The 25,594-nt window shown below is 39.1% G+C and carries 27 protein-coding genes and 1 pseudogene; 25 read left to right on the top strand and 3 right to left on the bottom strand.

Annotated features, from left to right (window positions below):
- The first annotated feature begins 41 nt into the window (after window positions 1–41).
- From BLP50_RS09770 to BLP50_RS09745, 6 genes are read left to right on the top strand one after another with little or no spacing between them, the layout of a single operon-like run.
- The gene (locus tag BLP50_RS09770; protein WP_143001141.1) at window positions 42–1,097 is read left to right on the top strand and encodes a hypothetical protein; all 1,056 of its coding nucleotides are present in this window, start codon (window positions 42–44) and stop codon (window positions 1,095–1,097) included.
- On the top strand, window positions 1,054–2,001 hold the full coding sequence (locus BLP50_RS09765; RefSeq protein WP_090154169.1) for a hypothetical protein: 948 nt from the start codon (window positions 1,054–1,056) through the stop codon (window positions 1,999–2,001). Before BLP50_RS09770 ends, BLP50_RS09765 begins: the two co-directional genes overlap by 44 nt.
- Before the next feature lie 10 nt (window positions 2,002–2,011).
- Entirely contained in the window at window positions 2,012–2,854 is an 843-nt protein-coding gene (locus BLP50_RS09760; protein ID WP_090154167.1) for a type II secretion system F family protein, read from the top strand.
- Window positions 2,855–2,867: 13 nt separating this feature from the next.
- The gene (locus tag BLP50_RS09755) at window positions 2,868–3,287 is read left to right on the top strand and encodes a DUF4320 family protein (RefSeq protein ID WP_090154165.1); all 420 of its coding nucleotides are present in this window, start codon (window positions 2,868–2,870) and stop codon (window positions 3,285–3,287) included.
- A 9-nt stretch (window positions 3,288–3,296) separates the two neighbouring features.
- Window positions 3,297–3,872: a hypothetical protein gene (locus tag BLP50_RS09750; protein ID WP_090154163.1), complete on the top strand. Its 576-nt coding sequence runs from the start codon at window positions 3,297–3,299 to the stop codon at window positions 3,870–3,872.
- A complete protein-coding gene (locus tag BLP50_RS09745) occupies window positions 3,872–4,582 on the top strand; it encodes a CpaB family protein (protein WP_090154161.1) in 711 nt (236 codons plus the stop codon). The genes BLP50_RS09750 and BLP50_RS09745 overlap by 1 nt, the downstream gene beginning before the upstream one ends.
- Window positions 4,583–4,768: 186 nt before the next feature.
- Here the strand turns inward: BLP50_RS09745 and BLP50_RS09740 are convergent, their stop codons facing one another.
- On the bottom strand, window positions 4,769–6,514 hold the full coding sequence (locus tag BLP50_RS09740) for an IS66 family transposase (protein WP_090154159.1): 1,746 nt from the start codon (window positions 6,512–6,514) through the stop codon (window positions 4,769–4,771).
- Window positions 6,515–6,520: 6 nt separating this feature from the next.
- Window positions 6,521–6,835, bottom strand: coding sequence for a hypothetical protein (locus BLP50_RS14455; protein WP_090154157.1), 315 nt, complete (start codon window positions 6,833–6,835; stop codon window positions 6,521–6,523).
- 386 nt (window positions 6,836–7,221) lie between these two features.
- Here BLP50_RS14455 and BLP50_RS09730 point away from each other — a divergent pair, with 386 nt between their 5' ends.
- The 19 genes and pseudogenes from BLP50_RS09730 (at window position 7,222) to BLP50_RS09640 (ending at window position 24,670) form a co-directional block, all read left to right on the top strand.
- Window positions 7,222–8,526 (top strand): IS30 family transposase, encoded by a 1,305-nt coding sequence (locus BLP50_RS09730; RefSeq protein ID WP_090154155.1) that lies wholly within the window; start codon window positions 7,222–7,224, stop codon window positions 8,524–8,526.
- A 247-nt stretch (window positions 8,527–8,773) separates the two neighbouring features.
- Window positions 8,774–9,049: a hypothetical protein gene (locus BLP50_RS09725; protein ID WP_143001140.1), complete on the top strand. Its 276-nt coding sequence runs from the start codon at window positions 8,774–8,776 to the stop codon at window positions 9,047–9,049.
- Window positions 9,027–9,737: a hypothetical protein gene (locus BLP50_RS09720; RefSeq protein WP_090154153.1), complete on the top strand. Its 711-nt coding sequence runs from the start codon at window positions 9,027–9,029 to the stop codon at window positions 9,735–9,737. Before BLP50_RS09725 ends, BLP50_RS09720 begins: the two co-directional genes overlap by 23 nt.
- Window positions 9,738–9,742: 5 nt before the next feature.
- Complete coding sequence (locus BLP50_RS09715; RefSeq protein ID WP_143001139.1) at window positions 9,743–9,958, top strand: hypothetical protein; 216 nt, start codon at window positions 9,743–9,745, stop codon at window positions 9,956–9,958.
- An 11-nt stretch (window positions 9,959–9,969) separates the two neighbouring features.
- Window positions 9,970–10,200 (top strand): hypothetical protein, encoded by a 231-nt coding sequence (locus BLP50_RS09710; protein WP_090154151.1) that lies wholly within the window; start codon window positions 9,970–9,972, stop codon window positions 10,198–10,200.
- Window positions 10,201–10,242: 42 nt separating this feature from the next.
- Window positions 10,243–12,207 (top strand): XRE family transcriptional regulator, encoded by a 1,965-nt coding sequence (locus BLP50_RS09705; protein ID WP_143001138.1) that lies wholly within the window; start codon window positions 10,243–10,245, stop codon window positions 12,205–12,207.
- A gap of 458 nt (window positions 12,208–12,665) precedes the next feature.
- On the top strand, window positions 12,666–13,694 hold the full coding sequence (locus tag BLP50_RS09700; RefSeq protein ID WP_028247338.1) for a hypothetical protein: 1,029 nt from the start codon (window positions 12,666–12,668) through the stop codon (window positions 13,692–13,694).
- A 174-nt stretch (window positions 13,695–13,868) separates the two neighbouring features.
- Window positions 13,869–13,973 (top strand): annotated as a pseudogene (locus BLP50_RS14635) (Flp1 family type IVb pilin); the annotation flags it as partial.
- Window positions 13,973–15,460, top strand: a complete 1,488-nt coding sequence (locus BLP50_RS09690) for a DUF5702 domain-containing protein (RefSeq protein WP_090154145.1) — start codon at window positions 13,973–13,975, stop codon at window positions 15,458–15,460. The pseudogene BLP50_RS14635 and the gene BLP50_RS09690, both read left to right, overlap by 1 nt.
- A 23-nt stretch (window positions 15,461–15,483) precedes the next feature.
- The gene (locus BLP50_RS09685) at window positions 15,484–16,452 is read left to right on the top strand and encodes a TadE/TadG family type IV pilus assembly protein (RefSeq protein ID WP_090154143.1); all 969 of its coding nucleotides are present in this window, start codon (window positions 15,484–15,486) and stop codon (window positions 16,450–16,452) included.
- Between the two features lie 16 nt (window positions 16,453–16,468).
- The gene (locus BLP50_RS09680; protein WP_090154141.1) at window positions 16,469–16,906 is read left to right on the top strand and encodes a prepilin peptidase; all 438 of its coding nucleotides are present in this window, start codon (window positions 16,469–16,471) and stop codon (window positions 16,904–16,906) included.
- The gene (locus BLP50_RS09675) at window positions 16,903–17,109 is read left to right on the top strand and encodes a hypothetical protein (protein ID WP_090154139.1); all 207 of its coding nucleotides are present in this window, start codon (window positions 16,903–16,905) and stop codon (window positions 17,107–17,109) included. Before BLP50_RS09680 ends, BLP50_RS09675 begins: the two co-directional genes overlap by 4 nt.
- A gap of 3 nt (window positions 17,110–17,112) precedes the next feature.
- Window positions 17,113–18,255 (top strand): DUF6382 domain-containing protein, encoded by a 1,143-nt coding sequence (locus BLP50_RS09670; RefSeq protein ID WP_090154137.1) that lies wholly within the window; start codon window positions 17,113–17,115, stop codon window positions 18,253–18,255.
- An 85-nt stretch (window positions 18,256–18,340) separates the two neighbouring features.
- A complete protein-coding gene (secA, locus tag BLP50_RS09665) occupies window positions 18,341–20,908 on the top strand; it encodes a preprotein translocase subunit SecA (RefSeq protein WP_090154134.1) in 2,568 nt (855 codons plus the stop codon).
- Between the two features lie 97 nt (window positions 20,909–21,005).
- A complete protein-coding gene (locus BLP50_RS09660) occupies window positions 21,006–21,800 on the top strand; it encodes a class I SAM-dependent methyltransferase (RefSeq protein ID WP_090154132.1) in 795 nt (264 codons plus the stop codon).
- Between the two features lie 295 nt (window positions 21,801–22,095).
- Window positions 22,096–22,938, top strand: coding sequence for a DUF5688 family protein (locus BLP50_RS09655; RefSeq protein ID WP_090154130.1), 843 nt, complete (start codon window positions 22,096–22,098; stop codon window positions 22,936–22,938).
- Between the two features lie 66 nt (window positions 22,939–23,004).
- Window positions 23,005–23,265, top strand: coding sequence for a HicA (locus BLP50_RS09650; RefSeq protein WP_090154128.1), 261 nt, complete (start codon window positions 23,005–23,007; stop codon window positions 23,263–23,265).
- A 6-nt stretch (window positions 23,266–23,271) separates the two neighbouring features.
- Entirely contained in the window at window positions 23,272–23,622 is a 351-nt protein-coding gene (locus BLP50_RS09645) for a type II toxin-antitoxin system HicB family antitoxin (protein WP_176753747.1), read from the top strand.
- A gap of 10 nt (window positions 23,623–23,632) precedes the next feature.
- Window positions 23,633–24,670, top strand: coding sequence for an acyltransferase family protein (locus BLP50_RS09640; protein ID WP_090154126.1), 1,038 nt, complete (start codon window positions 23,633–23,635; stop codon window positions 24,668–24,670).
- 32 nt (window positions 24,671–24,702) lie between these two features.
- On the opposite strand, the gene BLP50_RS09635 is transcribed toward BLP50_RS09640, so the two are convergent.
- Complete coding sequence (locus BLP50_RS09635) at window positions 24,703–25,560, bottom strand: AraC family transcriptional regulator (RefSeq protein WP_090154124.1); 858 nt, start codon at window positions 25,558–25,560, stop codon at window positions 24,703–24,705.
- Window positions 25,561–25,594 lie beyond the last annotated feature (34 nt).

Here is a 25,594-nt window from a genome sequence, read left to right as displayed (position 1 = left end):
TACTTGCAGGCGTGCTCTCTTTTTCCTTGACGGGCTGTAGTGTGTTTCAGACCTTAGAGGGACAGACGGAGGATAAGCCAAATGAGTACTCAAATGTCTATGAGCTTTCAAGCGGCAAAGCCTATGTCTGGGAGCATGAGGGAGAAACAGATATCAGAAATGATTTATCTCAGGACAGGGTAGGAGATCCGGTATTCTTTGCCTGTCCTTTAGGGGATATCAACTTTAAGGGAGATGAACTGTCAGATATCGACCAGTATCCAAGAAGTATCTGGATCCCGTCAGATATAGATGATCAGATCCCGACTGTAACCAGTAAGAATGCTCTTATCTATATCTCAGATACCACAGTTCCGGAGGAGATCATCTTTGAAAGGTTTGCTGATTACGGGTATTCCATCGGAGTATCAAACATGGAAGCTGATGGAGGCGGACACTATTTCATAACTTACGCAGAGACCGATGAGGATGATTACAAATACTACGTGGATATGAAATCAGAAGCAGCTCAGGTAACAGAGTTTGATACTATAGCAAGACTTTACCTTGATAAGGTGGGCGGCATGGAAGTAAATGAGGAAACCGTATCAGATGGCGGAACCGTAATGAATCTTGAAAAAGATAAATCTTATATCTGCGAGTTTTACACAGGCACCTTTTATCAGGACTTTAAGTTAAAAGCCAACATCCATAGCTTTGGAAAGCTTGAGCGGTTTGTTTGTCATGATTATGAGTTCTTACATGCCAACTGTATAAAGATTGAGATTCCGGAGTGGTTTAAGTCAGGGTACTACTTCGTGCAGGGCGTAGGACTCTTTCGATATGTAACGGATGAAGACCTTTTAGTCTACAATGGGCAGGCGTATGACCCGGGCATTAACTGGAATGATCCTATAAAGCAGTATGACGAGTACGGAGTCTGTATCTTTGATCCAAGCCTTGACATTAATTATGAAGATATAGAAGAAAATTCCGATCCAGGGCTTGATGAGTCAGAGATTGTGATAGGGGCAAGTCCTGAAGAAGAGGAAGAAACAGAAGGGAGTGAGATAGATGAATCCAGTGAGGGTAGCACTTTGGATAGTGATAGTAATTAGCATATTTATCGTAAGCCTCATTATCCATAAGGAGTTTTTAAAGCGCAGCATCTTTCAGGAAATCTACGGAAAGTATAAAGGAAACCTTGAAAAGAAGGTAAAGGAAGAGAACTGGTTTGTATCAAAGTATGGAGTGATCGAAAACAGGAGCTTTCTTTATAAAATCGACAGGCTGATCACCATGAGCGGACTAAAAAAGACATTTCCGCACCTGTCAGGTGAAGTCTTTATAGGGATATTGTTTATAAGCCTTATTGCGACTGCAATATTGGTATCTAACCTTGCAGGTAACGTGTTCCTTGGACTTTTCATAGCACTTGCAGTAGTAACGGCAGAGTTTCTGGTGGTGATCTTTTTGTCGGGAAGAACTTACAACCAGATCGAAGAGGATACGAGCCTTTTTATTTCAATCCTAAGCAACCATGCAAAGGGGAGCTCAGATATCGTAACCATTATGACAAGAACCCTGCCAAGTATGGACGGTCCCATAAGAGAGCTTATAAAAAAGTTTTTACTTGATGCAGAAAAGACCGGGGATATCGACATTGCCTTTGATGTAATGAAGGAATCTGTAGATAACAGGACATTTCAGACCATCATCGTAAATCTTAAGAACTGTATGCATTATCAGGCAAATTATGAAGAGGTATTGCAGCAGATGATGAATCAGGTGGCGGAAGCCATGAGCGCAAGGGAAGAGAGAAAGAACATCCTCTTTTCCATGAAGATCACTCTTGTGTCTATATCCATCATGAGTGTCATTATTGTAGCTCTTATCGGAAAAGGTATCGGAATAGATGTAAAGGCGATACTTACAGGAAACATGGCAGGTCAGTTCATTTTGTTTATCACAGGTCTTTTGTATCTGTTTGTAACCACAAAGCTCTTCGGAGTGGATAAGTAAGGAGGAGAAGATGATAGTAGGACTTTTATTATTTTTGATCTTTGCACTTGTCTTTACTACGATACAGACCCTTCTTCTTAGAAAAGAGGGATCAGATAGTAAGACCTATGCAAAGGAGCAGCTTGAAAACCTAAAGAAAGGCAGGCATTTTCAGGAATTTGTCCTCAGAAAGCAGATAAAGCTTAAAAAGTACGGGGCAGATATTTTTGTAAGAGACGGTATCTTAGTTTCCCAGTGGTATCTGTATAAAGCGCTTTTTGCATCTGTAGCGGGAGTGATCACCTTTGTACTATCTGTAAAGGTCTTTCATGCGGATGCAGGGTACATTATCACTGCGGCAGTTACGGCATTTGCCTGGTTTTTCCTTGATCTGTATCTGTCTATGGAAAATAAGCAGAGTAATGAAGCCATGATGCCGGATATCTGCGAGATGAGTAGATCCGTTCTTTACGGAAAGCGTGGTGGTCAGTACATCATTGATGCCATAAAGGATGCCTGCATAGTTGTTGAGAACAAGCGCCTTAAGATGGGGATGATAAAGCTTAGAAGTAATCTCGATGCAGGACGTAACCTGGAGGAATCTTTAAATGAGTTTGAGATGAGCTTTACAACACCTGAGATTGCAAGCTTTTGTACAGTGATTAAGTCCCTGCAGACAACAGGGCATGTGGAGGAAGCTCTTAAGACTTTGGAGAATAACATCGAGCGTGGTCAGGCAGGCGTAAATAAGCGTAAGTGCATCGTCCTTGAAAATAAAACGATGGTGTATGTGCTACTTATAGCATTTGATCTTCTGATCATGATTTTATACTGCATCATCATGAAGCTACTTGATATGCAGATCGCATTTTAGGAAGGGAGGCCCTATGAGAAATCTTTTATTAAAGAAGAAAAAGGCATCAGTTATTGAAAACGTGCTTGTAAGTCTTATCAGCATCGTTATGGTCTGTGCCTTTCTTGTAATCGTTTTTGGAGCCTTTTCTTCTATTAATGATAAGTGGTCTATGAGGCAGGCAGCAAGAGAGACGCTTCTTATCATGGAGACGGAAGGGTATCTAAAGCCGGAAGATCAACAGGCACTCATCCATGAGCTTGAAGGGTACGGACTTTATAACATCAGTCTTTCCGGCACCACAACAAGTGAAGTGGACTATGGAGAGAGGATATATCTTAAGATCACGGGAACCTATGATGACAATATTCTCGCTTTTGCTGGAGGTATCTCAAAGGTAGCCCACCATCCGACAACAATAACGATCCATAGGCAGACTACGGCAAAGCAGTAAGGAGGGCGTATGAAAAAGAAGAAAGCGACCGGTGCAATCGGATATGTGATGCTCTTTACTATGGCTATCATTATGGTCATCATTACGCTCTTTATGCTTGCAAGCAGCAAGTTGCAGACTATCCAGCACGATGTGGATGATGCCTTGGCAGATAGTGTTCTTGCAGCTCTTGTTGCAGATGATATCTACTACTTTGAGACCTGGGAAGGAACAGGTACGGCGGTAGTAAGATTCAGGGATCTTGATGAAAGCTATAAGCTCTATAGGGACTGCATGAAGGATGCCATAGAAAGTAAGAATGACTTTTACGGAAATATCCGCTATCCCACATTTATCTGTTATGAGGTGGAAGACGGGGAAGTTACCATCACAACCTTTAATGAGTCAGGCGGAAGGAGTGAGAGTCATGGGGCACTTGGAGATGTAAAAACCCCGACAGGCGAAACAGTAAAAGAAACAAGCGCCTATGGGAAGGTCACATTTGATCTTCAAAGCCTTATCGGAGGCGAGCCCATAGGAAAGAGCAGAGATTTGTATTGTACTTTGGAAATCAATAGTGAAGAAAGTTACGAGGAGGCAAAATAATGTTTGAGAAAAAGGTAAATACCAAAGAGGTCAAGGAAGCAGTAAGGAAAGAAAAGAAGGAGAAAAAAGCGGTAAGTAAGACCGGCATAGTAAAGATTGTACTTGTACCGCTTCTTATCACGGCAGTCTTAGTCGCAGCTATCTATCTTGTGATGGATAAGATGACAGAGCGTGAGACCCTTCTTAAGAATGTGGTTGTAGCAAGTCAGGATGTGAGGGTAAATGCCTATATCACCCCTGATGAAGTGGATGAGTATTTCACGGTGATCCAGGTTGACGGGAATGCAGTAGCAGAAAGCGCCTATACATCCCTTAAGGATTTAAAAGAAAAAGGATTTTATACTAATATCCCCATTGGAAGCGGTCAGATCCTTTACTCCGGTAATATCAAGCCCACAGATGCAAGGCTTGATAAATATAAGTCAGGGTATGAGATCACAAGTATCGCAGTTTCAAACTTCGATAAGGGCGTAAACGGAAAGCTAAGGGAGGGAGCAATCATTGATGTCTATGCAGTAGATCCCGCAACAGATGAACTCACCCTATACGTGGAAGATGTATACGTTGCAGGAGCATTTGATTCCTCCGGCAATGAGCTTACTACGGAGGAAGGGGTAGCCCAGAGCTTTACCGTCTATGTAAAGGCAGCGGAGATTGAGAACATGAACCGTGCGATCAACTATGGCGAGATTCACATTTATCAGAAATAACCTATGCGAAAGGGCTCCGGAAACGGGGCTCTTTTAATGTTAAATAGGGTAACGTTTGTTATAATAAAGGGTAGAAATAATGTCGATATATAATTATTAGGATTTATGCAGTTGAATTGAGTTTTTCGGGTTACTATTCACAGCCGTAGAGAATGAATGATTTTTGGGGTCAGTAAATAAACGGGACTAATGGGTAGTCACCAATTCCGATAGAGTATAAGGAAATCCTTTTGTAAGACGCGACATGGCATCAACTTCCGAAATGTTATAAATACGACAGGTTTGAAGATATGTTCGGATTCTGGCAAAGTATCGTGCACTGGTGATACCAATGTATTGGCCGGAGACTTTTTGTTTTATTTTTGCAGGTCGAAGATTTCTCTCGCTGATATTATTTGTTACCGGAATCGAGAAATCTGTTATCCATAGAAAGTAGTTGTCTCGAAATTTTTTGATTCTTTTTATGAGTTTACGACTATCCGCTTCATAATAATGACCGATGGTTTCCTTATGTTCGATGTCGGCGCTGCATAGTATTTGATCGAGCTTTTTATTGAATTCACAGATATACTCTCTATCGAAACCGGTTTTACTTTGTTTGATCAGAGTGTTTCGATCATGTATCGTAGTTGAGATGAGTTTTTTGAGGCCTACGGCCCATTGGAGGTGGGAAATATCAAAAAGTTTTTGAAGATCACGCTGTAGGTGCTGATTGCATTCAACATTCTTAAAGTGGAAGTCGTCATTATAATTCATGACAAGGTGGTCGTGCATTACAAAAGTATCTTCCGGCAAAGCAGTGAGAATGGCGTCATCATCAATACTGGCACGATCTTTCTTTTCATGAGCTAAAAACAGAGCAACATGTTCATTGCCATAGAAGCGAAGACATGCACGAGAGGTGTTGATAAAAATAACGGTATCATCCCAACAGAGGATATCAGAGGTGATGCAGGACATCCGGGCTTCACGTTCAAAAGGATCAAGAGCATCGTATGCGCGTTGTTGAAGTTTGCAGATATAGCCTTCAGACAACTGTACATTTCCGCCGGTCAGTCCGTTGATAATACGTCTTGTACGATTGATACTGACAAAGCCTGTGTTGGTAAGAGAAAGAGCGAGAGCCTGGACATTGCTGCCGTATTGAATGTTTTCCTTCAGGTTCAATGGTATAGGCGAGTGGACGATGTGTCCGCATTCATCACACTGGTAGATGTAGAAAAAGTTCCTCTTTTTGATTACACGGACTTCGTAATCCAGGACATCTTTTTCTCGCCTTTCCAGAAAGGTCAGAGAGCCGCTTCCACAGTCGGGGCAGCTGTCGAGCTTAAATTCCTCTATCTCATTCACCTCATCAGAAGAGAAAGGGGAGAGAGAATGTTTTTTGTGACCGGGCTGTCCTCCGCGGCTTCTCTCGGATTTTTCCCGTGAGTTAGGAATGTGTTTCTTCTTTCCTATTGGGGTTTTGCTTGTTGGAAGAGAACTGTTTGTACTGTCAGTATCAGACTTTGCCTTTTCTTTGAGGAGAGCCTCCTTCAGGGCATCCACCTGGGCCAGGAGTTTGGCGTTTTCGCTTGCGCTGTTTTTCAATATGGCATCCAGACGATTTTCGAGAACTTCGCATCTGTTTTTATAATACTGTAGATCGTCTTTCAAAGAATCAAGTTCGGCAACAGCGTCAGATGCACTGGCGTTGAAGTTTTCGCGGACGATCACCTGCTGACGGTACAGACCTTTGTATCGGTTAAGCTCATTTGCAAGATGTCGGTTTTCCTGAGTCAGCCGGTTGATTGTCCGGATATGCTCAGCCTTTTCAGCATCGACATAGGTGCCTTTACTTAATCGCTCAATAGTTGATTTGAGCTGGGCGTTTTCACGTTGAAGGACAAGCAGTTCCTGACGCCGTTTTTCGTAGGCTTCATTAAGGGTCATGTGAAATCAGCGGCTCCTTTTGGATTTGAGAGTTTGGATCTCTTTTCGGAGAACTGAGTTTTCTTCCAGCAGACGCCGGATCTCAGATTTGAGTTCCTTCATGGTTTTAGGCATTTCGTACTCGTCCTCTGCAGGAACGTAATTCGGGCTGCGTTTTCGTCCGCGCCCATCGGTCGGGACGATCTTGCCGGTGGCTTCATCGACACGTCCTATGAGCGTGCGTTTGGAACGGGATTGCTTTTTCTCTTTGTCCCAGACATAAGATGTTTCGTAGGCATAAGTTAAACCGGAACGTTTGTCTTTGTTATATGTGATAGCCATATGATCACCTCCTTTATATCGTCACGTATAATTATATCACATGACGATATAAAAAGCAATAGAAAAATGCCAAAAAAGTGAGAAAATATCGGTTTTTGGCACATTGATCAAAAAGAAAAATCGTCACGTGTTGTGATTAAGAATTTTAGAAAAGGCTAAAAGACTGTGAATAGTAACTTTTTCGGACAAAAATGTGTTTGAGTCCGTTTTATAGTACAGGAAATATGGCATATTGAATATGGGAGGTTGTATCTATGGTATTAATTGAAAAACTTAACGCAACAAAAGATGCATTAAAGCAGATTTTTCGTTGCAATGACTTTTGCAGAGGGAGGTGTTTTATGTGATATGATTCGATGTGATTGCTATCTGCGGTTAGGAGTCAAATGAGCAATTACAATCGAATAACATTTAAGGAAAGAGTGAGGATTGAGGCTGGTATATATGCCGAGAAATCATTTAGCCAGATAGCTAAAGAACTTGGAAGAAGTACATCCAGTATTGTAAGAGAAGTCAAACAAAACAGAATAGTCATCAAATCTCCGCATACAAATGGCACAGGTTGTATTAACGCAGGCCATTGTTGGAAAAGAAATCTTTGTGGAGAAGAAGATTGTCCTTTTTTATGTCGGCTGTGTGCCAAACACAAATGTGCAGAATACTGCATTGATCTTAAGCGGCCTAGCTGTAAAAAGACAGAGAAGCCGCCGTTTGTCTGTGATTCATGTTCCGAAAAAAATAAAAAGGGCTGCAAGTATGACAAGTACTACTACTTGGCAGAAAAGGCTGAGGCAAATGCAAAGAAAACAAGATCCGATTCAAGAAAAGGAATCCGTTTGAACCCAAAAGAGCTTCAAATGCTGGATGAAATCCTGTCTCCGTTGATACTTCAAGGACAGCCACTATCGCATATCTGCAGCGTGCATAGAGATGAGATTGGCGTCTGCGAAAGGAGTATCTATAACTATATAGATGCCGGAGAACTCACCATATGTAACCTAGATCTTAGACGAAAGGTCAGATACAGAAAACGTAAGAAGAAAAAGGATGAGATCAAGTGCAATAAGTTCAATTACCGTAAGGGAAGAACCTATGAGGACTTCAAAAAATACATGGAGATACATCCCGATGTTCCAATGGTGGAAATGGATACAGTCAGAGGCTCGAGGTACAAAGAACAGGTATTACTTACCATTATGTTTATTCAATGTTCAGTAATGCTGATGATTCTTATTAAAGATGAGGATCAGGATTCTGTAGTAGAGTTCTTCGACTGGCTTACAAAGAAGCTGGGGATAAGAAGGTTTAGAAGACTGTTTCAAGTGATAGTTACTGATAATGGTGGATGCTTCAAAGATGCACTGGCATTAGAATACACGAAAAGTGGAGCGCCGCGAACAAAAGTGTTTTACTGCGATCCCCAAGCTTCGTGGCAGAAACCTCACATAGAAAAGAATCACGAGTTCATAAGATATGTACTTCCTAAAGGGAAAAGCCTTAAGGGCTACACACAGGAAGACATGACGCTAATCGCAAATCATATCAACAGTACGACAAGACCAGGATTGGGGTATAAGAGCCCATATGATCTTGCAGTAACTGAAGACATGAAAAAACTGTTGGAAGTGCTTAACATGTCCCCAGTCGCCACAGACGAGATATGTTTAACGCCGAAATTACTTAGTAAATAATTAGAATGAAACGCAGATAGTTAATCATCCATAATCATCACCAAGTGGGTTGCATTAACTTTTGCAGAAGAAAATGTGAGCCACTATTTTGGCGTACAAACAATTAAGCGTTTTTCAACAGTTTTACACGGATTATATCACATAAAACACCTAAAAAACGCAAAAAACAATGTTTAATGTATGAAAAATGAAGATGATTTTGCACTGAGTTTTTCAATTGAGGGTTGTATCTATGGAAATCTTTCATATGGATAATGATAATACACACTTGTTTTTTCGCTTTGGATACAAGGTTTCACCTGAGGATGAATTCTCTCAGATAAGGGAGTTCCTTATAGGGAGAGGCGTTGAAATAGGTAAGGCCGAAATGATGCCTTATTGCGATGTATATAAGTGCAAAGTGAATGAGTTGGAATTTAATCTAATCACGGATTTGAATTATGGGTGCTCTATTTGTGCGGATGAAGGCTGCATAAAAGATCTGGAGGAGATGTTACAAGATGGAGATAGCTACAAGCAATGATTACATCACTTTTGATGAATTTATAAGCAGATTATTTGAACTTAGAGCAGAGTGTAATCATGAGCATTACTTATGTGAAATCTTTATTCCATTTTTAAAGTCTTGCAGCATAGATGGAGTAAAGATAGTCCCAGTTTTTGATGACCGAGCAACAGGACCCAAGACAGAGGCTACGACACCAACAAAAGAGCGTATGGCAACGATATGCGCAAAGAAGGATGATGGGAACTATGTTGTTCCGGACTATATTTATGTTCCATTGGAATATAGTTTTAATAATCCTATGAATCCTTATCTTATGGTAGAAACGAAGAAGCCGGCTATCTTAGATGATGGAATCCATTATCGGGATCTAAGTGACTATATTAGTGAAAATGAGAGCGAGATTCGAGCTGAGATAAACGCATTTAACAGAGGATATGTTTTATTTACAGATGGGCTGACCTGGATGTTTTTGACAATAGTTGATGATCAGATTGTAGAAAGCCCAAAGTATGAGACAATTCGACTGATAGATAAATATGAAAAATACCATAAGACAAACAGAGTAAAAGCGAAGCACCAAGGTAAACATGTTGATCTCAGTTATATAGGACTTGGTAGATTTGACGTAGAAATAGAGCCGAATGAATGGAATAGGTTGAAGGAACAAATTAGAAAAATGCTTACAGAGCTTAAGGGAGAATGATGAATATGTCTATAGATAAGTTTTGGATAGCATATGAATATGACCGTGAGAAAATGACTGCAGAGCGTGTTTATAGGTATGATCATGGGCTTATGGAGCGAAAGAAAATTGATGGAACATGGTTTGAAGAAAGGGAAGCACTCTGTATCTTTTGTGGTGAAGATTGGGATTACGAGGATATTACTGAAGAAGAGGCAAATAAGATAACCGTCAAGTTTTAAAGGTATCTGTTATGGCAAAAATGAAAGCAGGGGATACAGCCTTTATTGTGGAATCGAATAGAATTGTACGAGAGGTAGAGATAAAAAGCTTTGCCGGTGGTATGTATCTCATAAGGTTTAAGGATTCCGGAGGCGGAATAAAAGTTAAGGAACATCGCTTGTTTGCAACAAGGGAGGATGCAGAGTCATCTATACAAACAAAGCAAAAAGGAAGGACAAAATCACCATATGATTATATGTAGATAAAACAAAAAAGAGAGGGAATTTTCAAATTGGGTAAGGTTATGAAGAAGTACACAAATTTCAAGGATTTCATGTACGACAATTACTATAATGAAATCTGGGCAGCTCTTAATCCGCATATTATTCGGCAAAAGAGCAGTTTTGAGAGTGATCAGATTTACGATATCAATTATGCTGAGTTATCAGATCTTAAAGTATCCGGGGTTACATTTAAGGATCTGGGAGAAGACAAGCTTGAAATCCGCACATCTATAGATGCGGTTGTTGAGGTTCGTGGAAAGACCCGTTACGGTTACGAGACGGATTCTGCTAACCGAACTTATAATGTGTTTTTTGAAGCATTGCTGCGGAACGGTCTTCATGATGTATCAATCACAAAGGTAGATGATTATGAAGAAAACAGGTTTGATAAGAATAGAAGCTTAAGTCAGAGCCTCGTACCATATATGTATGAAGAGGATGTTGATAAGCACGCCGAGGACTTCCTTCGGAGAAATTATGGGAAAGCATTGCTCCAACCTATGAGGATAGACCCCTTCGAGGTTGTTGAAGCGATGGGTATGAAAATGTACTATGCGCCTCTTGGAGATAAGGTTTTTGGTAAGACTTACTTCGGAGAGGAAACGGTCACAGTTTACGATGATCTGGTAAATAAGAACGAGCTTCAAATAGTTGCTACTCCCGGAACCATGCTCATAAATCCCGATGTTTTCTTTATGAGAAACATAGGAACCGCATTTAACACTATCATTCATGAGTGCGTTCACTGGGACAGGCATAGAAGAGCATTTGAACTGCAAAGTGTTCTTGAAGGTGGAGCTAATCACATTTCTTGTGAAATGGTTGAGGGTGATTATAACGGAATTGGACCCGAAGAATCAGCCCTAAAATGGATGGAATGGCAGGCTAATCAGCTGGCACCAAGAATACTTATGCCGGAAAAGACTACAAGGTGGATATTTAATAAGTATTTGCAGGATATTCACACGACACATCCCAACTGGCGTTATGCTGAGGTTTTGCAGGAGACTGTTGGAAGAGTTGCGAATTATTTTTCGGTATCATTACTTTCTGCAAAATTACGCCTTTTTGAACTTGGATTTGAAGAGGTTGAAGGTACTTTTGTATATTGTGATGGAATGATGTTACCGCCCTATGCGTTCAGAAAAGGGACATTGGATAAACAACATAGCTTTGTGGTTGATGAACAGAACCTGTTAATGAGCATCGCTACTAATGCTAAATTATTGGAGTTATATCTTCATGGAGTTGTTGTATATGCAAATTGTACACTTGCATGGAATGATCCTAAATATGTTGAATTAAACGAAAACGGGAAGTACATTTTGACGGAGTATGGTCTTGAGCATGTTGATGAGTGCTGCTTCCTGTTTAGACGAGACTATAATGCAAGTGACCAGTATAAAGACACATTCTACCGCAGATGCTTCCTTTGCAGGGAAGTGGATGCCGATGAATATGTACCTGTAAAATATGATCCAGACCATAAGATAAATCAGTCCAAGGAGCAGATGCAGAACGAGATTGATAAGATTATGGCTCAGATAAATGATGAAATGCAGGATGTCCGTAGTGGAATGAAAGCAGGGTTCGCTGGCGCACTGGATTTCTATATGACCGACAATAACATTACGGCAGAAGAATTGTCGGGAAGATGCGGAGTAAGTACAGTAAGCATAAGCAATTATCGAAACGGTACTGATCCCAGTATCGAAAAAGGTACAGCATTAGCTTTATGTAAGGGACTTTACCTTCAGGAGCATCAGGCAATCTATTTCCTAAATGCAGCAGGTTACAATATTGAAGCGTTAGCTGTATCAAATGTGTTTATCAGAATCCTTATTACAGATCACATGGATGATACGTGGGAACAGTGGGTTGAAAAGCTGATAATGGCAAAGGTTACTAATGATTGGATTCCAAATAAGAATCCGGTTGTGAAGATGGTAAAGGAGAGAATGGAAAAAAACAAAAAAATTTCATGAAAATCATTAAGTGGGACTTAATGGATAGAATAGGCAATTAGCGAGCCTTCACAGTTTTCTGTTTTAGAAGAGAGCTGGGAAGGCTCTTTTTTTGTGCGTCAAACATTAAATACCACTTAATGTTAATGCGTTTTTATAGCGCTTATACTGAGCGTAGCTCAGCAAGAACAAGGCTGAGAAATACCATTTCATAGTGACGTCACGAAAGGGTATGGACATAAATCTCAAAAGGTCAGAATGAAGAATTTTGGCTGAAAGAGATGGTTCATAACCATAGATTCGTGCGTCGCTTTTTTTTGCAAGTCTCGGGAACCACATGTCCATATCCTTTCGGACACATCGAAAGGAGCAGAACATGAACAGAAAAAAACAAAGTTCCCAATTTACCTCAGAAAAGTTTTTCCGGAGTTCCGGATTAGGGCAAATCGTGCCCCACGACCAAGTAGGAGGTAAATAATATGAGAAAACAGTTTATTTTCGATCCACAGAAGGAGACTGCCACAGCATATCTTACAAGGATGTCTCCAATCTTAGGCGCTTTAAGAAATGACGGCGCTTCCGTTGCAAATCAGCAACTGGTATCTTCCATTGGCTCAGAGGAGCAGAAAGAAATCGAAAACGAAATGTGCAAAGCATTTGAAAAGACTATTTGCACTGAAACAAGACGTGTTATCAAAATGACACCCGGTAAACTGGATGATTATGAGGATGATTATAAGAATGAGCTCAGAATAGACATCCTCAAAGAAATCCACAAGTTCAATAATCCTGCATACTTAGAGGGCACTCAGACATATTCTATTGACGCTTTTGTCAGGGCAAGAACCCGCGGCGTGACCAAAAAGATTATTGGAATGAAGCGTGAACGTAAGGAATATCAGATGAAGAGGGAAAGTCATGTGAAAAAGATTATGGCAGCTCTTCATATGGAAAATGGAAGTACTGTATTCAAGGTGGAAGACATTTTCAAGAACCAGCACTTGGCGAATGATTCTATGGAGCTTTCTATGGATCAGATTTGGGATGTAATGGCTGCTATGGAAGATGCTTCATACCTTGAAGACTTAACGGATTATGAAGCAAATTATAAAGAGAAGAAGTTCGACTCGGTTGAGCAACAGGAGATTATTAAGGAATTTATGAAAGACATGTCAGCTTACCCTGAGTATGAGATGTATATTTACCGCCAGTCACTTCGCCTTAGGCTGGATGAAACCACAAACAAAGAGATTGCCTGCGATAGGAGATTGATCGATATGTGCAAGGCGGCACCTGAGGCTTGTGACAAAGTTATCTACGAGAGAATTGTCATTGAAAGGCCTAAGAGCGGGATTGCTCCTAATTCTGAGTTTGAAGAATATGTTTCTACAAAATATATAGAAACCACCTACAGGAGAATAGACAGGAATATCAGAAGTGCTTTTGTAAAAAAGAGCCTTGATGAAACAGATATGCTGGCAATTCTTAATCATTTAATCAATATGTAATGGTACAGGAAGCCTCGACTTAAACGGTCGGGGCTTTTTGACGCCAAAACGACGTCACAATGTTAAGAAACCTGACGTCAGATTGACGCTTTGGCCCTATTTTAAGGACTGTAAACACACTGTGGATGTCGTCAAAGGCATTGATATTACTGGCTTTAAGTCCCCTCGCCACAAATGTTCGTTGTACTTATCGGATTAGTACTCATTTTTAAGAGCCAGCTTACTTCGTTAGTTAATACAATTTTTGACAAGATTAATTCTCAGGCTGGAAAAGTATAGTGGCTAAGGGATCACTTACAGTTTTTTTATCTTTAATATTAGTATCTGTTATGACCCTTCTGTTTACAATGTCTGAATGTATTAGATTTGTATCTATTGATTCTATGGCGCAGGAATATACTGACATGGCAGTTGAGAGCGCTTTCTCAGAATACAACCCATATTTATGGACTAATTACAAAATACTGGCAATTGATTTGGGTTATGGAACAGATAATCTAGGACCGGGAATACTTGAAACTAAAACTGCTGATTATTGTCAAGTGAACTCAAATATTGACCAAGGAAACAACTACGCAAGACTGATGGTTAATGGTTGCGAGGCTTCAAGCTACGGTCTTTTAACTGATGGAAATGGTCAGGTGGTAGTGGCCCTTGGGGCAAAAGCTGCAGGCTATGGAATTCCATCTCAATTAATAGATGCCTATCAAGCAAATGTAGATGAGATAAATGGAATAGAAAAAGTGCCTGTAGAGGACAATGCTAAGTCCAGCAAAAATCAGTTAGATGGTGCTAGAGCTGCAAATGCTGAAGCAAAAAGAAGGGCAGCAGAAGATGATGACCCAGATACAGATCCAGATGATATTCCAAGCCCAGGAAGTGTAGAAGATGACCCGTTTGATGCCTTCAACACAATTCGTGAAGCATTTTCAAAGGGTATTTTAGTTACAGTTATTTCGGAAGACAGTATGTCGGATTATGAAATAAATACGGACCAACTTCCTTCTCATAGAAGTTTAAATACAGGGTCAATGGAAATAACAGAGAGCAATGGGCTAGTGGATAAAGCTTTATTTATAGATTATCTATTAACCAACTACAGCTGCTATACAAATAATCTAAAGCATGATGGTATGCAGTATGAGCTTGAATATTTGATTGCTGGAAATAAATCTGATGTGCAAAATTTAGCTTCTGTTGTTGAACAGATTTTACTTATTAGGGAAGCTGCAAATTATATGACTATATTGCGGACACCGTCCCTTGAGAATCAGGCAGATGCAATAGCGCATATATTGGCAGGATTTACCCTTAATGAGGGGATAATACAAGCTGTCAAATACGGAATTATTGCCGCATGGGCTTACGCAGAAAGCACCATGGATGTTAGAACTCTCCTGTCAGGAGGAAAAATTCCAATCATGAAAAATCTAGATCAGTGGAGTTCAGATGTATATCATTTATCGACCATAGCAGATGTAAATACGAAAGCAAAAGAGAGTGACACAGGCATTGGCTACAAGGAATATCTTATGGCATTTTTGGCAATTAGAAGTGAATCAACCCTTGGAATGAGAGCGCTTGATGTCATGGAAAATGCACTGGGTCATACAGAAGATTATAAAAGTGTAAAAATGGACAACATGCTTTATGCAGCAGATATGACATTAAGTTTCACATCTGAAGAAATGTTTTTATCGATGTTTAATCAAGTTGAGAATACAAAAGGATATTTCATTTCAAAGAAAAAATATTTGTCTTACTAATCATAGAAAGGAGGTGTAAAAAGGTGTCTCTAAAAATCAGAAAAACTATTCCCCATAATTCAAATAAGAGTGTATGCCGGCCGCCAATTGGCAACACTTCAATTTTCAAAATCATATCAAAAAATTTCAAATCGCCTATATGTAATATAAATTCTAAAGAGATGCCTTTTTATGCCTCCTTTCAAAAAGCTAGTTACACAATAGAGGCAGCAGTAATAATGCCTTTATTTATCACATTGATGGTCTTTGGAATGTTTATTTTTAGGCTGCTTCAAGTACAAAGCGGCGTTCAGCATTCGATAGATACGGCAAGTAGAATGATGGCAATTACCCTTGGGAATATATCCAATGAAGGTGAATCAGATAAGGATGTAGAGATTAATCCTGATGATGCAACCTTGGGTAGTTTTCTTACTAGTGAAGGGATGAAAGTAGCTGCGATAGGATATGCCCAAGCTAATATTTCAAGTAATAAAGTACCGGTTGAGTTTGTGGATGGCGGTGCCCTTGGATTTAACTTTTTTGAAAGTAATGTAGAAGGAAATTATATTGATTTAAAAGTAACCTATACAATGACATTCCCTGTTGGATTGCTGGGTGACTTTTCTTTTGATGTTTCTCAAAGGGCAAGAAATCGAAAGTGGGTAGGATACTCGAAAGCAGAAAATACTTCAGATGGCCTTTATGTATATATAACTGATCATGGAGAGGTTTATCACGCTAGCATGAATTGTACATATTTAAGACCGTCAGTACATAGAGTTCCAATGGGAGATTTGGGCAGCAGAAGAAATAATGGTGGAGCAATCTATTATGAATGCAAGCGTTGCAAAAATGTAAAACCAAATGGATTTGTATTTTTAACAGATTATGGAACTGCTTTTCATAATGACCCCAATTGTACAGAAATAAAACATAACATAAAAAAGGTGTTATACGAAGAAGTAAAAGATAGTATGAGGCCATGTAGTAAATGTGGCCAGACTCATTGATGGAATAGGAGTTATTATGCGAGAAATTGGTTTGATTATCTTCTATGGATTGACCGCGTTTGATGATATAAGAACAAAGCAGGTGCGAATACTTGAAATTATAGTATTTGGAATACTTGGAATAATTGTAAATGTCATTTGGCCGGTTAAGTCGGTTGAAAGTATTATATGCGGCCTTCTGGTTGGAATAGTTCTATACATTTTCAGCATACTTACAAAAGAAAAAATTGGTAAAGGAGATTGCTTTATCATAATGGTAAGTGGCTTATATCTTGGATTTATTGATGTTTTAATACTGATTTGGATAAGTTCATTTCTAGCACTTATTTACGGATTGATTAAAATCAAAAAGTTAAAAAAGGATAGCAGCTATGAAATACCATTTGTACCATTTTTGCTGAGCGGATTTCTATTGATGTATGGAATCCATAGTTTTGGGAGCTTGATTATATGAAACTAAAAGGGAGTTATACGGTAGAGGCTACAGTAATAATTAGTGTGAGCCTGATATTATTTGGACTTGCTGTAGCACTTGCCTATGAATTGTTTAAAGAGAGCATTAATTACGTAGCTCAGGCCGGAGAAAATTATGATGCGGTGCGAATGTTTAGACTAAAAGAAGCTGCCATGGATGTAATTAATGCAATTAGGGATTGAGTTATGGAAATTAAATATATAAGAAAACACAACGATAGTTTCATGACAATAATTGATGAGGCTAATGCTGTTGAATATGAAACAAAGATGATAGATTCAAACGACATATCCATTTTGCTTGAATATTCAATTTTAGAAATCGATGGAACAACACAGTATAACTACAATATTAGCCGAAAAGAAAACCTACAGGATTATTTGGAAACTAGAGATTACTCTTTAGAGGCGATTGAAAAAATAGTGCTCAGTCTGCAGATTGGATTATCAGAATTGGAAAAATATCTGATAGATGAAAGCCATATTTTCCTTGAAAAAGATACTATTTTTCTAGAGAAAACAAATGCCGGAGAGAGATTATCTTTATGTTACTATCCGAAGGATAATGGAACTATTCAGCAGCAATTTCGGGTTTTGATGGAACATATTGTTTCGAATTTGCAGGGAGGAGACAGAAAAAAAGCGGAGCATATCTATGCTATATACGATATTTGTCTTAAGGAAGACTACACCCTTGAAGAGGTGCTAGATTACCTGCAGAGCAACTCAGAGGAACAGCCTGATATTGTAGTTAATAAAATTGAATTTGATGATGGTTTTGATGAAGACCTAGAGGACAATAAAATAGAAGATTATTTTGAAGATTCCAGTGAAAGCCTATATGACTATTATGAGAAAAAGAAGAAGAAAACTTTAGGTGGAAGGCTTTTATCTCTAAACGTATTTGATGGAATAAAAGGATTATTGGAGAAAAAAGGTGAATCTTCCATATCAAAATCACTGAAATTTGAGGACTTTATTATAGAACCAGATACAGAAATCGAAGAAAAGACAGTATTGTTAAAAGATAGTAAGCCAGCTGGGAAACTGGTTTACGATGGCAGAGATGGAGCAGAGGATGACTACATCATTACAAAGGATATTTTTAGAATTGGTAGCTCTAAAATCAATGATGCAATATTGAATTCAAAAGCGGTAAGTTCCTCCCATGCCAAGATATACCGTGAGAACGGAGAGTATTTTCTTGAGGATATGAATTCATTAAACGGAAGTTATATCCAAGGTGGCATTTTAAATTACAAAGAGAAAGTAAAATTAAAGACCATGGATGTAATTAGATTCGCCGATGTATCCTTTGTGTTTATGTAGCCCCATGTTGTTATCAGCCTCCTAATTTGGTACAATAGTCTAAGTTTCGGGTGTTTGTACCCATAATTAGTTAGGAGATATGGAAATGGGATTTATTGACAAGGTATTTGGAACACATTCCGAGAGAGAGCTTAAGAGAATTAAGCCTATCGTGGATAAGATAGAATCATACAAGGAAGACATGGGAAAGCTTTCCGATGAGGAGCTCCGTGGCAAGACAGCAGAGTTTAAGGAGCGCCTTGCTAATGGTGAGACTTTGGACGACCTTTTACCAGAGGCATATGCTACTGTCCGTGAGGCAGGTAAGCGTGCACTTGGTATGGAGCATTTTAGAGTACAGCTCATCGGTGGTATTATTCTTCATCAGGGCCGTATCGCTGAGATGCGTACTGGTGAGGGTAAGACTCTTGTTTCTACACTTCCAGCATATTTAAATGCGCTTGAGGGTAAGGGCGTACACATCGTCACAGTTAATGATTACCTTGCTAAGCGTGATGCTGAGTGGATGGGTGAGGTTCATCGTTTCCTCGGTCTTACTGTAGGTGTAGTTTTAAATGACATGACTAAGGAAGAGCGCCAGGCCGCTTACAATTGTGATATTACATACATCACTAACAACGAGCTTGGTTTTGATTATCTTCGTGACAATATGTGTGTATATGAGAAGGATCTTGTTCAGAGAGGCCTTCACTACTGTATCATCGATGAGGTTGACTCAGTTCTTATCGATGAGGCTCGTACACCACTTATTATTTCTGGTCAGTCTGGCAAGTCTACTAAGCTTTACGAGCTTTGTGATGTTCTCGCTCGTCAGTTAAAGCGTGGTGAGGATCTTCCAGAATTCTCTAAGATGGATGCCATCATGGGCGTTGAGAGAAATGAGACTGGTGATTTCATCGTAGATGAGAAAGACAAGGTAGTTAACCTTACAGCACAGGGTGTTGAAAAGGTAGAGCAGTTCTTCCATATTGAGAACTTAGCAGATCCTGAGAATCTTGAGATTCAGCACAACATTATCCTTGCACTTCGTGCTCATAACCTTATGTTTAAAGATCAGGATTATGTTGTATCAGACGGACAGGTTATGATTGTCGATTCATTTACAGGTCGTATCATGCCAGGTCGTAGATACTCTGATGGTTTACATCAGGCTATCGAGGCTAAGGAAAAGGTTGAGGTTAAGAGAGAGTCAATGACTCTTGCTAGCATCACATTCCAGAACTTCTTTAACAAGTACGATAAGAAGGCAGGTATGACAGGTACTGCTCTTACAGAGGAGCAGGAGTTCCGTGATATTTATGGTATGGACGTTGTAGAGGTTCCTACTAATAGACCAGTTCAGCGTATCGACCATGACGATGCAGTTTATAAGACAAAGGCTGAAAAGTACAAGGCTGTTGTTGAGGAAGTTAAGGCAGCTCACGACAAGGGACAGCCAGTACTTGTAGGTACAATTGATATTGATATTTCAGAGCTTGTTTCTAAGATGCTTCGCAAGGAGGGAATCGAGCACAACGTACTTAATGCTAAGTTCCATGAGAAGGAAGCGGAGATTGTTGCTGAGGCTGGTAAGCATGGTGCAGTTACCATCGCTACTAACATGGCCGGCCGTGGTACAGATATTAAGCTTGACGAGGAAGCACGTGCAGCAGGTGGTCTTAAGATTATCGGTACAGAGCGTCATGAGTCTCGTCGTATTGATAACCAGCTTCGTGGACGTTCAGGTCGTCAGGGAGATGTTGGTGAGTCACAGTTCTTCATCTCACTTGAAGATGATCTCATGAGACTCTTTGGTTCAGAGAGACTTATTACAATGTTCAATGCTCTTGGTATTCCAGAGGGTGAGCAGATTAAGCATAAGATGCTTTCAGATGCAATTGAAAAGGCTCAGAAGAAGATCGAGGAGAACAACTTCTCAGCACGTAAGAACCTTCTTGATTACGATCAAGTTATGAATGAGCAGAGAGAGCTTATCTATGCTCAGCGTCATAGAGTTCTTATGGGAGAGGATATGCACGACCAGATTCTTGGCATGATTCGTGACAAGGTTGACGAGTGCGTTGAAAAGACTATCCCAGATGATGTAGAGAAGGAGCTTTGGGAGCTTCCAGAGCTTAATCATCTCCTTTGCCCAGTAATTCCAGTTCCTGTTATGACACAGCTTTCAATTGGAAATATTAAGAGCAAGAAGGAGCTTAAGGATAAGCTTACTGAGATTGCACTTAAGATGTACGATGACAAGGAAAAGGAATTCGATCAGCCAGAACAGTTTAGAGAGGTTGAGCGTGTAATTCTCCTTAGAATTATTGACCGTAAGTGGATGGAAGAAATCGATGATATGGAACAGCTTCGTCAGGGTATCCGTCTCCAGGCATATGGTAATAGAAACCCAGTTGATGAGTACAAGGCAGCCAGCTATGACATGCTTGATGCTATGAATGCATCTATTATCAACGATACACTTATGATGCTTTACAGAATCCGTATTGAGAAGAAGGTAGAGCGTGAGGAAGTAGCTAAGGTTACAGGAACTAACAAGGATGAATCAGCAACTCGTGCACCAAAGAAGCGTGTCGAGAAGAAGGTCTTCCCTAACGATCCATGCCCATGTGGAAGTGGATTGAAGTATAAGCAGTGTTGTGGAAGGCACTAAGAAGGGGCCCTTTAGGGAAGATTTCTTAGTGCTATGTCGGCGCCCACTTTGCCCGTAGGGCAATTATAATGGCGCTGACTTCCCGTGTTAAAATAATATGACAAATTTAGAAGAATATTACAATAAATTCAATGAGGACAAGCGTCTAAACAGTCGCCATGGTATCATGGAATTCACTGTGACTATGAAGTATGTTCATAAGTATTTGGACTTGCTTGCCTCTGAGAATTCATTAGATAAATCCGATATTAAAATATTGGATATAGGTGCAGCCACAGGCGGCTACAGTATTCCATTGTGGCAAGAGGGTTATGACGTCACAGCTGTAGAGCTAGTTAAGCACAATCTTGGAATGCTAAAGGCTAAGGGTACTGGCGTGAAAGCATACCAGGGCAACGCCCTAAAGCTTAAGCGTTTTGAAGATAATAGATTTGATTTAACACTACTGTTTGGCCCAATGTATCATCTGAAGACTAGTGAAGAGCAGCTTCAGGCACTATTAGAAGCCAAGCGTGTTACTAGGCCTGGTGGGTATATTCTTGTAGCGTATGTTATGAATGAGTATGCATTCTTAACATACGGCATTAAGGAAGGTCATGTTCTTGAGAACATCGCTGAGGGCAAGCTAGACGACACATTTCATGTGAGACCTGCTGAGGATGATTTATATATGTTTATGCGCACGGAGGATATTGCAGCACTTAATCAGGCTGCGGAGCTTCAGCGCATGCAGATTATTTCTCCAGATGGTCCTGCCAACCATATGCGCAGAGAGGTAAATGCACTTACAGAGGAGCAATTCAAGCAGTTTATCAACTACCAGATGACTGTTTGTGAAAGAGAAGATTTACTAGGAGCATCTGCTCACACAGTAGATATCCTTAAAAAATAATACTGTCTTTCGGTTATTCACCGAAGAGGGGATTCCCCTCATGATTTCCCAAATTTCAATTAAAAATTCAATCTAGGGTCCTTGAAATAAGGACCTTGGTTTTTGATACCCTTTTTTACTTAATAGGAAATTACTTTGTAATATCCTATTAAGCAAAAAACAAGCTGCGCTTGAAAGATGTGTCTCGCTGGCAGATGAATTTAACTGCTTACAGCAATTGCCAGCTCGCATTGCTTGGAGTTTTGCAAAGCAAAACTCTAATTTAGAAAAAAATGAGTTATGAGGAGTTATTAAAATGGAAATTACAAAAGAATTATTAAAAAGAATAAATGATGAATTAGAGGATTTTTATGTCAAAGAGGGACGAGTAAAAAAGAATAATATCGAAAAGCAGGCACTAACAATCATTCCAAAGGAAGGAGATAAAAGTGTGTGTCCTACTGTTTATGCAGATGAATGTGATTCTTTAGAAGAAGTATTAGAGATGATTAAAGCTGCATCACAAGTTAAGACACCTGTTTTTGATGTAGATGAAATTACATCAAGAGAATACATTTTAAATCATCTTAGGGCTTGCATGATTTCAAAAGACAATGTCATCTTAGAGGACGAGGAAGTAGTTTACAGACCATTTTTAGATATGGCCATTGTTTATAGGGTGATAATGTATCATCCGGACAACAATCAAATAGGCTCAATTCTTCTAAGAAAAGGGATGCTTGAGGATGCAGGAATCGAAGAAAGTGAATTATACGAAATTGCAAAATCAAATAGAGACTATCAAATGAAAACCCTTTTCCAGACAATCGAGGACATGACTGGGGTAAATTATGAAGAGGAGTTAGGCTGCCAAGAGGGACCAGATATGTATGTAGTGACATCTAAGGATAAAATACAAGGCTCCTCTGTATTAATTACAGATTTAATCCATGAGTTAGGAACAAGTATAAGCAAAGAATGCTATGTAATACCATGTAGTATCCACGAAATTATTCTTATCCCATATGATGAGCGTATAAATGCAGAAAACCTTAAGCAACTTGTGATGGAAGTCAATGCTACCGAGGTAAAAATAGAAGAAAAACTGACAGACTCTGTCTATTTATTGGATAAAAGTGGAGTATCTAAAATAGCGTAGATTTCATAGTGGAAAATTCATGAAAGGATGATATAATGTAACTAGAATATAGTTGCATATTACAATATGCCAAAAAAGAAAGATTTAATAAGAAAACTATTTAGAATACCATGTCCGAGGGATTTTACAGTTAGAGATTTAGATGCTCTTATGAGTAAATGTAATTGCAAAAAATTTCAGGGTGGGAGAGGCTCGGGTATAGGTTATCGCCATGAATTAACAGGTAGAAAATTGCAATTTGATGGTCCGCACCCTGGAAATGAATTATATAGAGACCAGATTAAAAGAGTGAAGAATTATATTATAGAAATAGGAGAAAAGGAGTAAGGAGATATGAAGTCAGATATGATGAAATATAAAGGATACCGAGCGACTATCGGCTATGATAGAGTAGATAAAATTTTTGTTGGACACGTATTTGGTATCAAGGACTCCTTAAATTTTTATGGAAGATCTGTTGATGAATTAGAAGAAGCATTTCATGATTCAATAGAGAATTACTTTGAGGCGTGTGCTAAATTTGGTGAAACACCTGAAAAAGAATTTTCAGGTACATTTAACATAAGAACTACACCTGCAATCCATGAAAAAGCGTCTATATATGCAGCAGAAAACGGATTTACATTAAATCAGGTTGTTACAATGGCTATGGAGAAATTTTTAGCAAAGAAGCCTAATTATTAAAGGGAGCATCATGAATAAGCGAATTATAGGACTAGATATACTTAGAGTATTAGGAATTGTATTCATTTTTTTGTATCATGTGACAGACAGTTATGTGGGGCTAGGTGGCACAGGTGATGGAGTGTTTTCATCACTTGCTTTATTTAGTATTCTCTCTAGGCCAGCGAGCATATTTTTGTTTTTGATTTCTGGATTTGCCCTTATGTATAATCGCGAGGGTGAGCTGAAGCTAAAGGACTATTATATTAGAAGATTTAAGAGTCTTTATATTCCATTTTATGTGGCATATATATTGATGCTTGGCATAGGTGTTGTGCTGTTAAAATGGGCTCCATGGAATTATATTCCTAAGAGAAAATTCGTATATACGATACTTGGAATAGATGGACTTGCTGTAAAATATGGTCCAAATTATTATCTGATTGGTGAGTGGTTCATGTCATGCATAGTAATCTGTTATTTGCTATTTCCACTACTGGCTATATTAATAAAAAAGGCTAAGTATCTTACACTGTGTGTGCTATTTGCAGCCTATGTTATCCTAGCAAACTTTATCAATCCATTTGAGCTGTCAGTATTTATAAATCCTCTATTTATAATATTCTATTTCTATGTGGGAATGTGTCTGAAGGGATGGCTGATAGATAATCAGATATCAAAAGCTGTAAAGATCATTAGCGTTGTTTTATCAATTGGTATTTTATTCATTTACCTTGCAGATAGCCTTTTTACAACAAAGCAAATAATTGCCTGCACCGAGAGTGAGGCAGAGCTATTATGCTTTATCTGGTCCATAGCTTTGGTGATTGCATTCAAGGATATTAACCTAGCAGATGGAGCAATATCAGCAAAGATAATAAAGTACCTATCAGGTATAAGCTGGTACGTAATTCTTGTTCACCATGTACTTGCAATAATCTACTTTACAATTAATGGTGTATCTGAAAATCTTGTAAGAGATTTTGTAATCATATTAGCCCTGAGCATTATTTTAGCAGAGGTGGTTAGAAGGATTACAAATCTCATTAAGAAACTGGTATTCAAGTAAAGGTGTAATATACAATTCGCATATACGTATTATTAAAATGAAAGTGAGGCCTGTGACTCAGCCTTTTTACGAGGGCTGGTGCCATAGGTCTTTTTGTATGCTCTTAAGAATGTTGAGTAGGTGCCGAATCCAGACTGCTGGCTAGCCTCTACTATTGATAATCCGGCATCTATATAAGACTGAGCCAAGGACAGTCTTTTGATAGTGATATAGTTTCCGATGGTATAGCCGGTCTCCGCCTTAAAGGTGTGCATTAGATAATAGCGGGATAGAAAGAATTTCTCGCTTAGAGAGTCTACGGATAAATCAGACGTAAGATTTTCATTTATATATTGGATAATGGAGTTGATTTTGGTGCCAGCGTAGTTAGTAGAAATATATTCTACCTCATCACTGATGGCAGCCCTATTAAGCTCCACCATAAACTCAAGAAAAAGGACCTGCATAAAAAGCTCATTGGCATAGGCATCTTTTCCCAGATTATTTATTAACTGTCCAATAGAGGCAGCAACCTTTGAATTTTTAAAGGAGTGAAGTCTAAGTACGTGGGAATTTTTTTCCATGGCATTTTTAAAACACAAAGATAAATCATTATCATCTCTAGTGTATTCGGCCAAAAATTCCTTTGAAATGTAAATGATGATTCTTTCATATACTGAGTTGTCATGGAAGATAGGTCTATGAACTTCGCCTGCATTTACAAAAACAATATCATCAGCCTGCAAATCGAAATTTTGTCCCTCAATAGAGTATGAGGCATTTCCAGCCAGGTGAATTAGAACCTTGTGGAAATCGTGATAATGAAAATCGATTTCTCCAAGATTGGAATCCTTCAGATGGAATATTTTGAAATTGGAATATAAATATCCTTTTTTATTGTACTCAGCCATAAATATCCTCTATAAATAACTCTGATTTAATTAA

It is taken from the genome of Pseudobutyrivibrio sp. AR14 (assembly GCF_900101325.1).
Taxonomy (GTDB): Bacteria; Bacillota; Clostridia; order Lachnospirales; family Lachnospiraceae; genus Pseudobutyrivibrio.
This window is presented reverse-complemented; position numbering and strand designations above follow the sequence as displayed.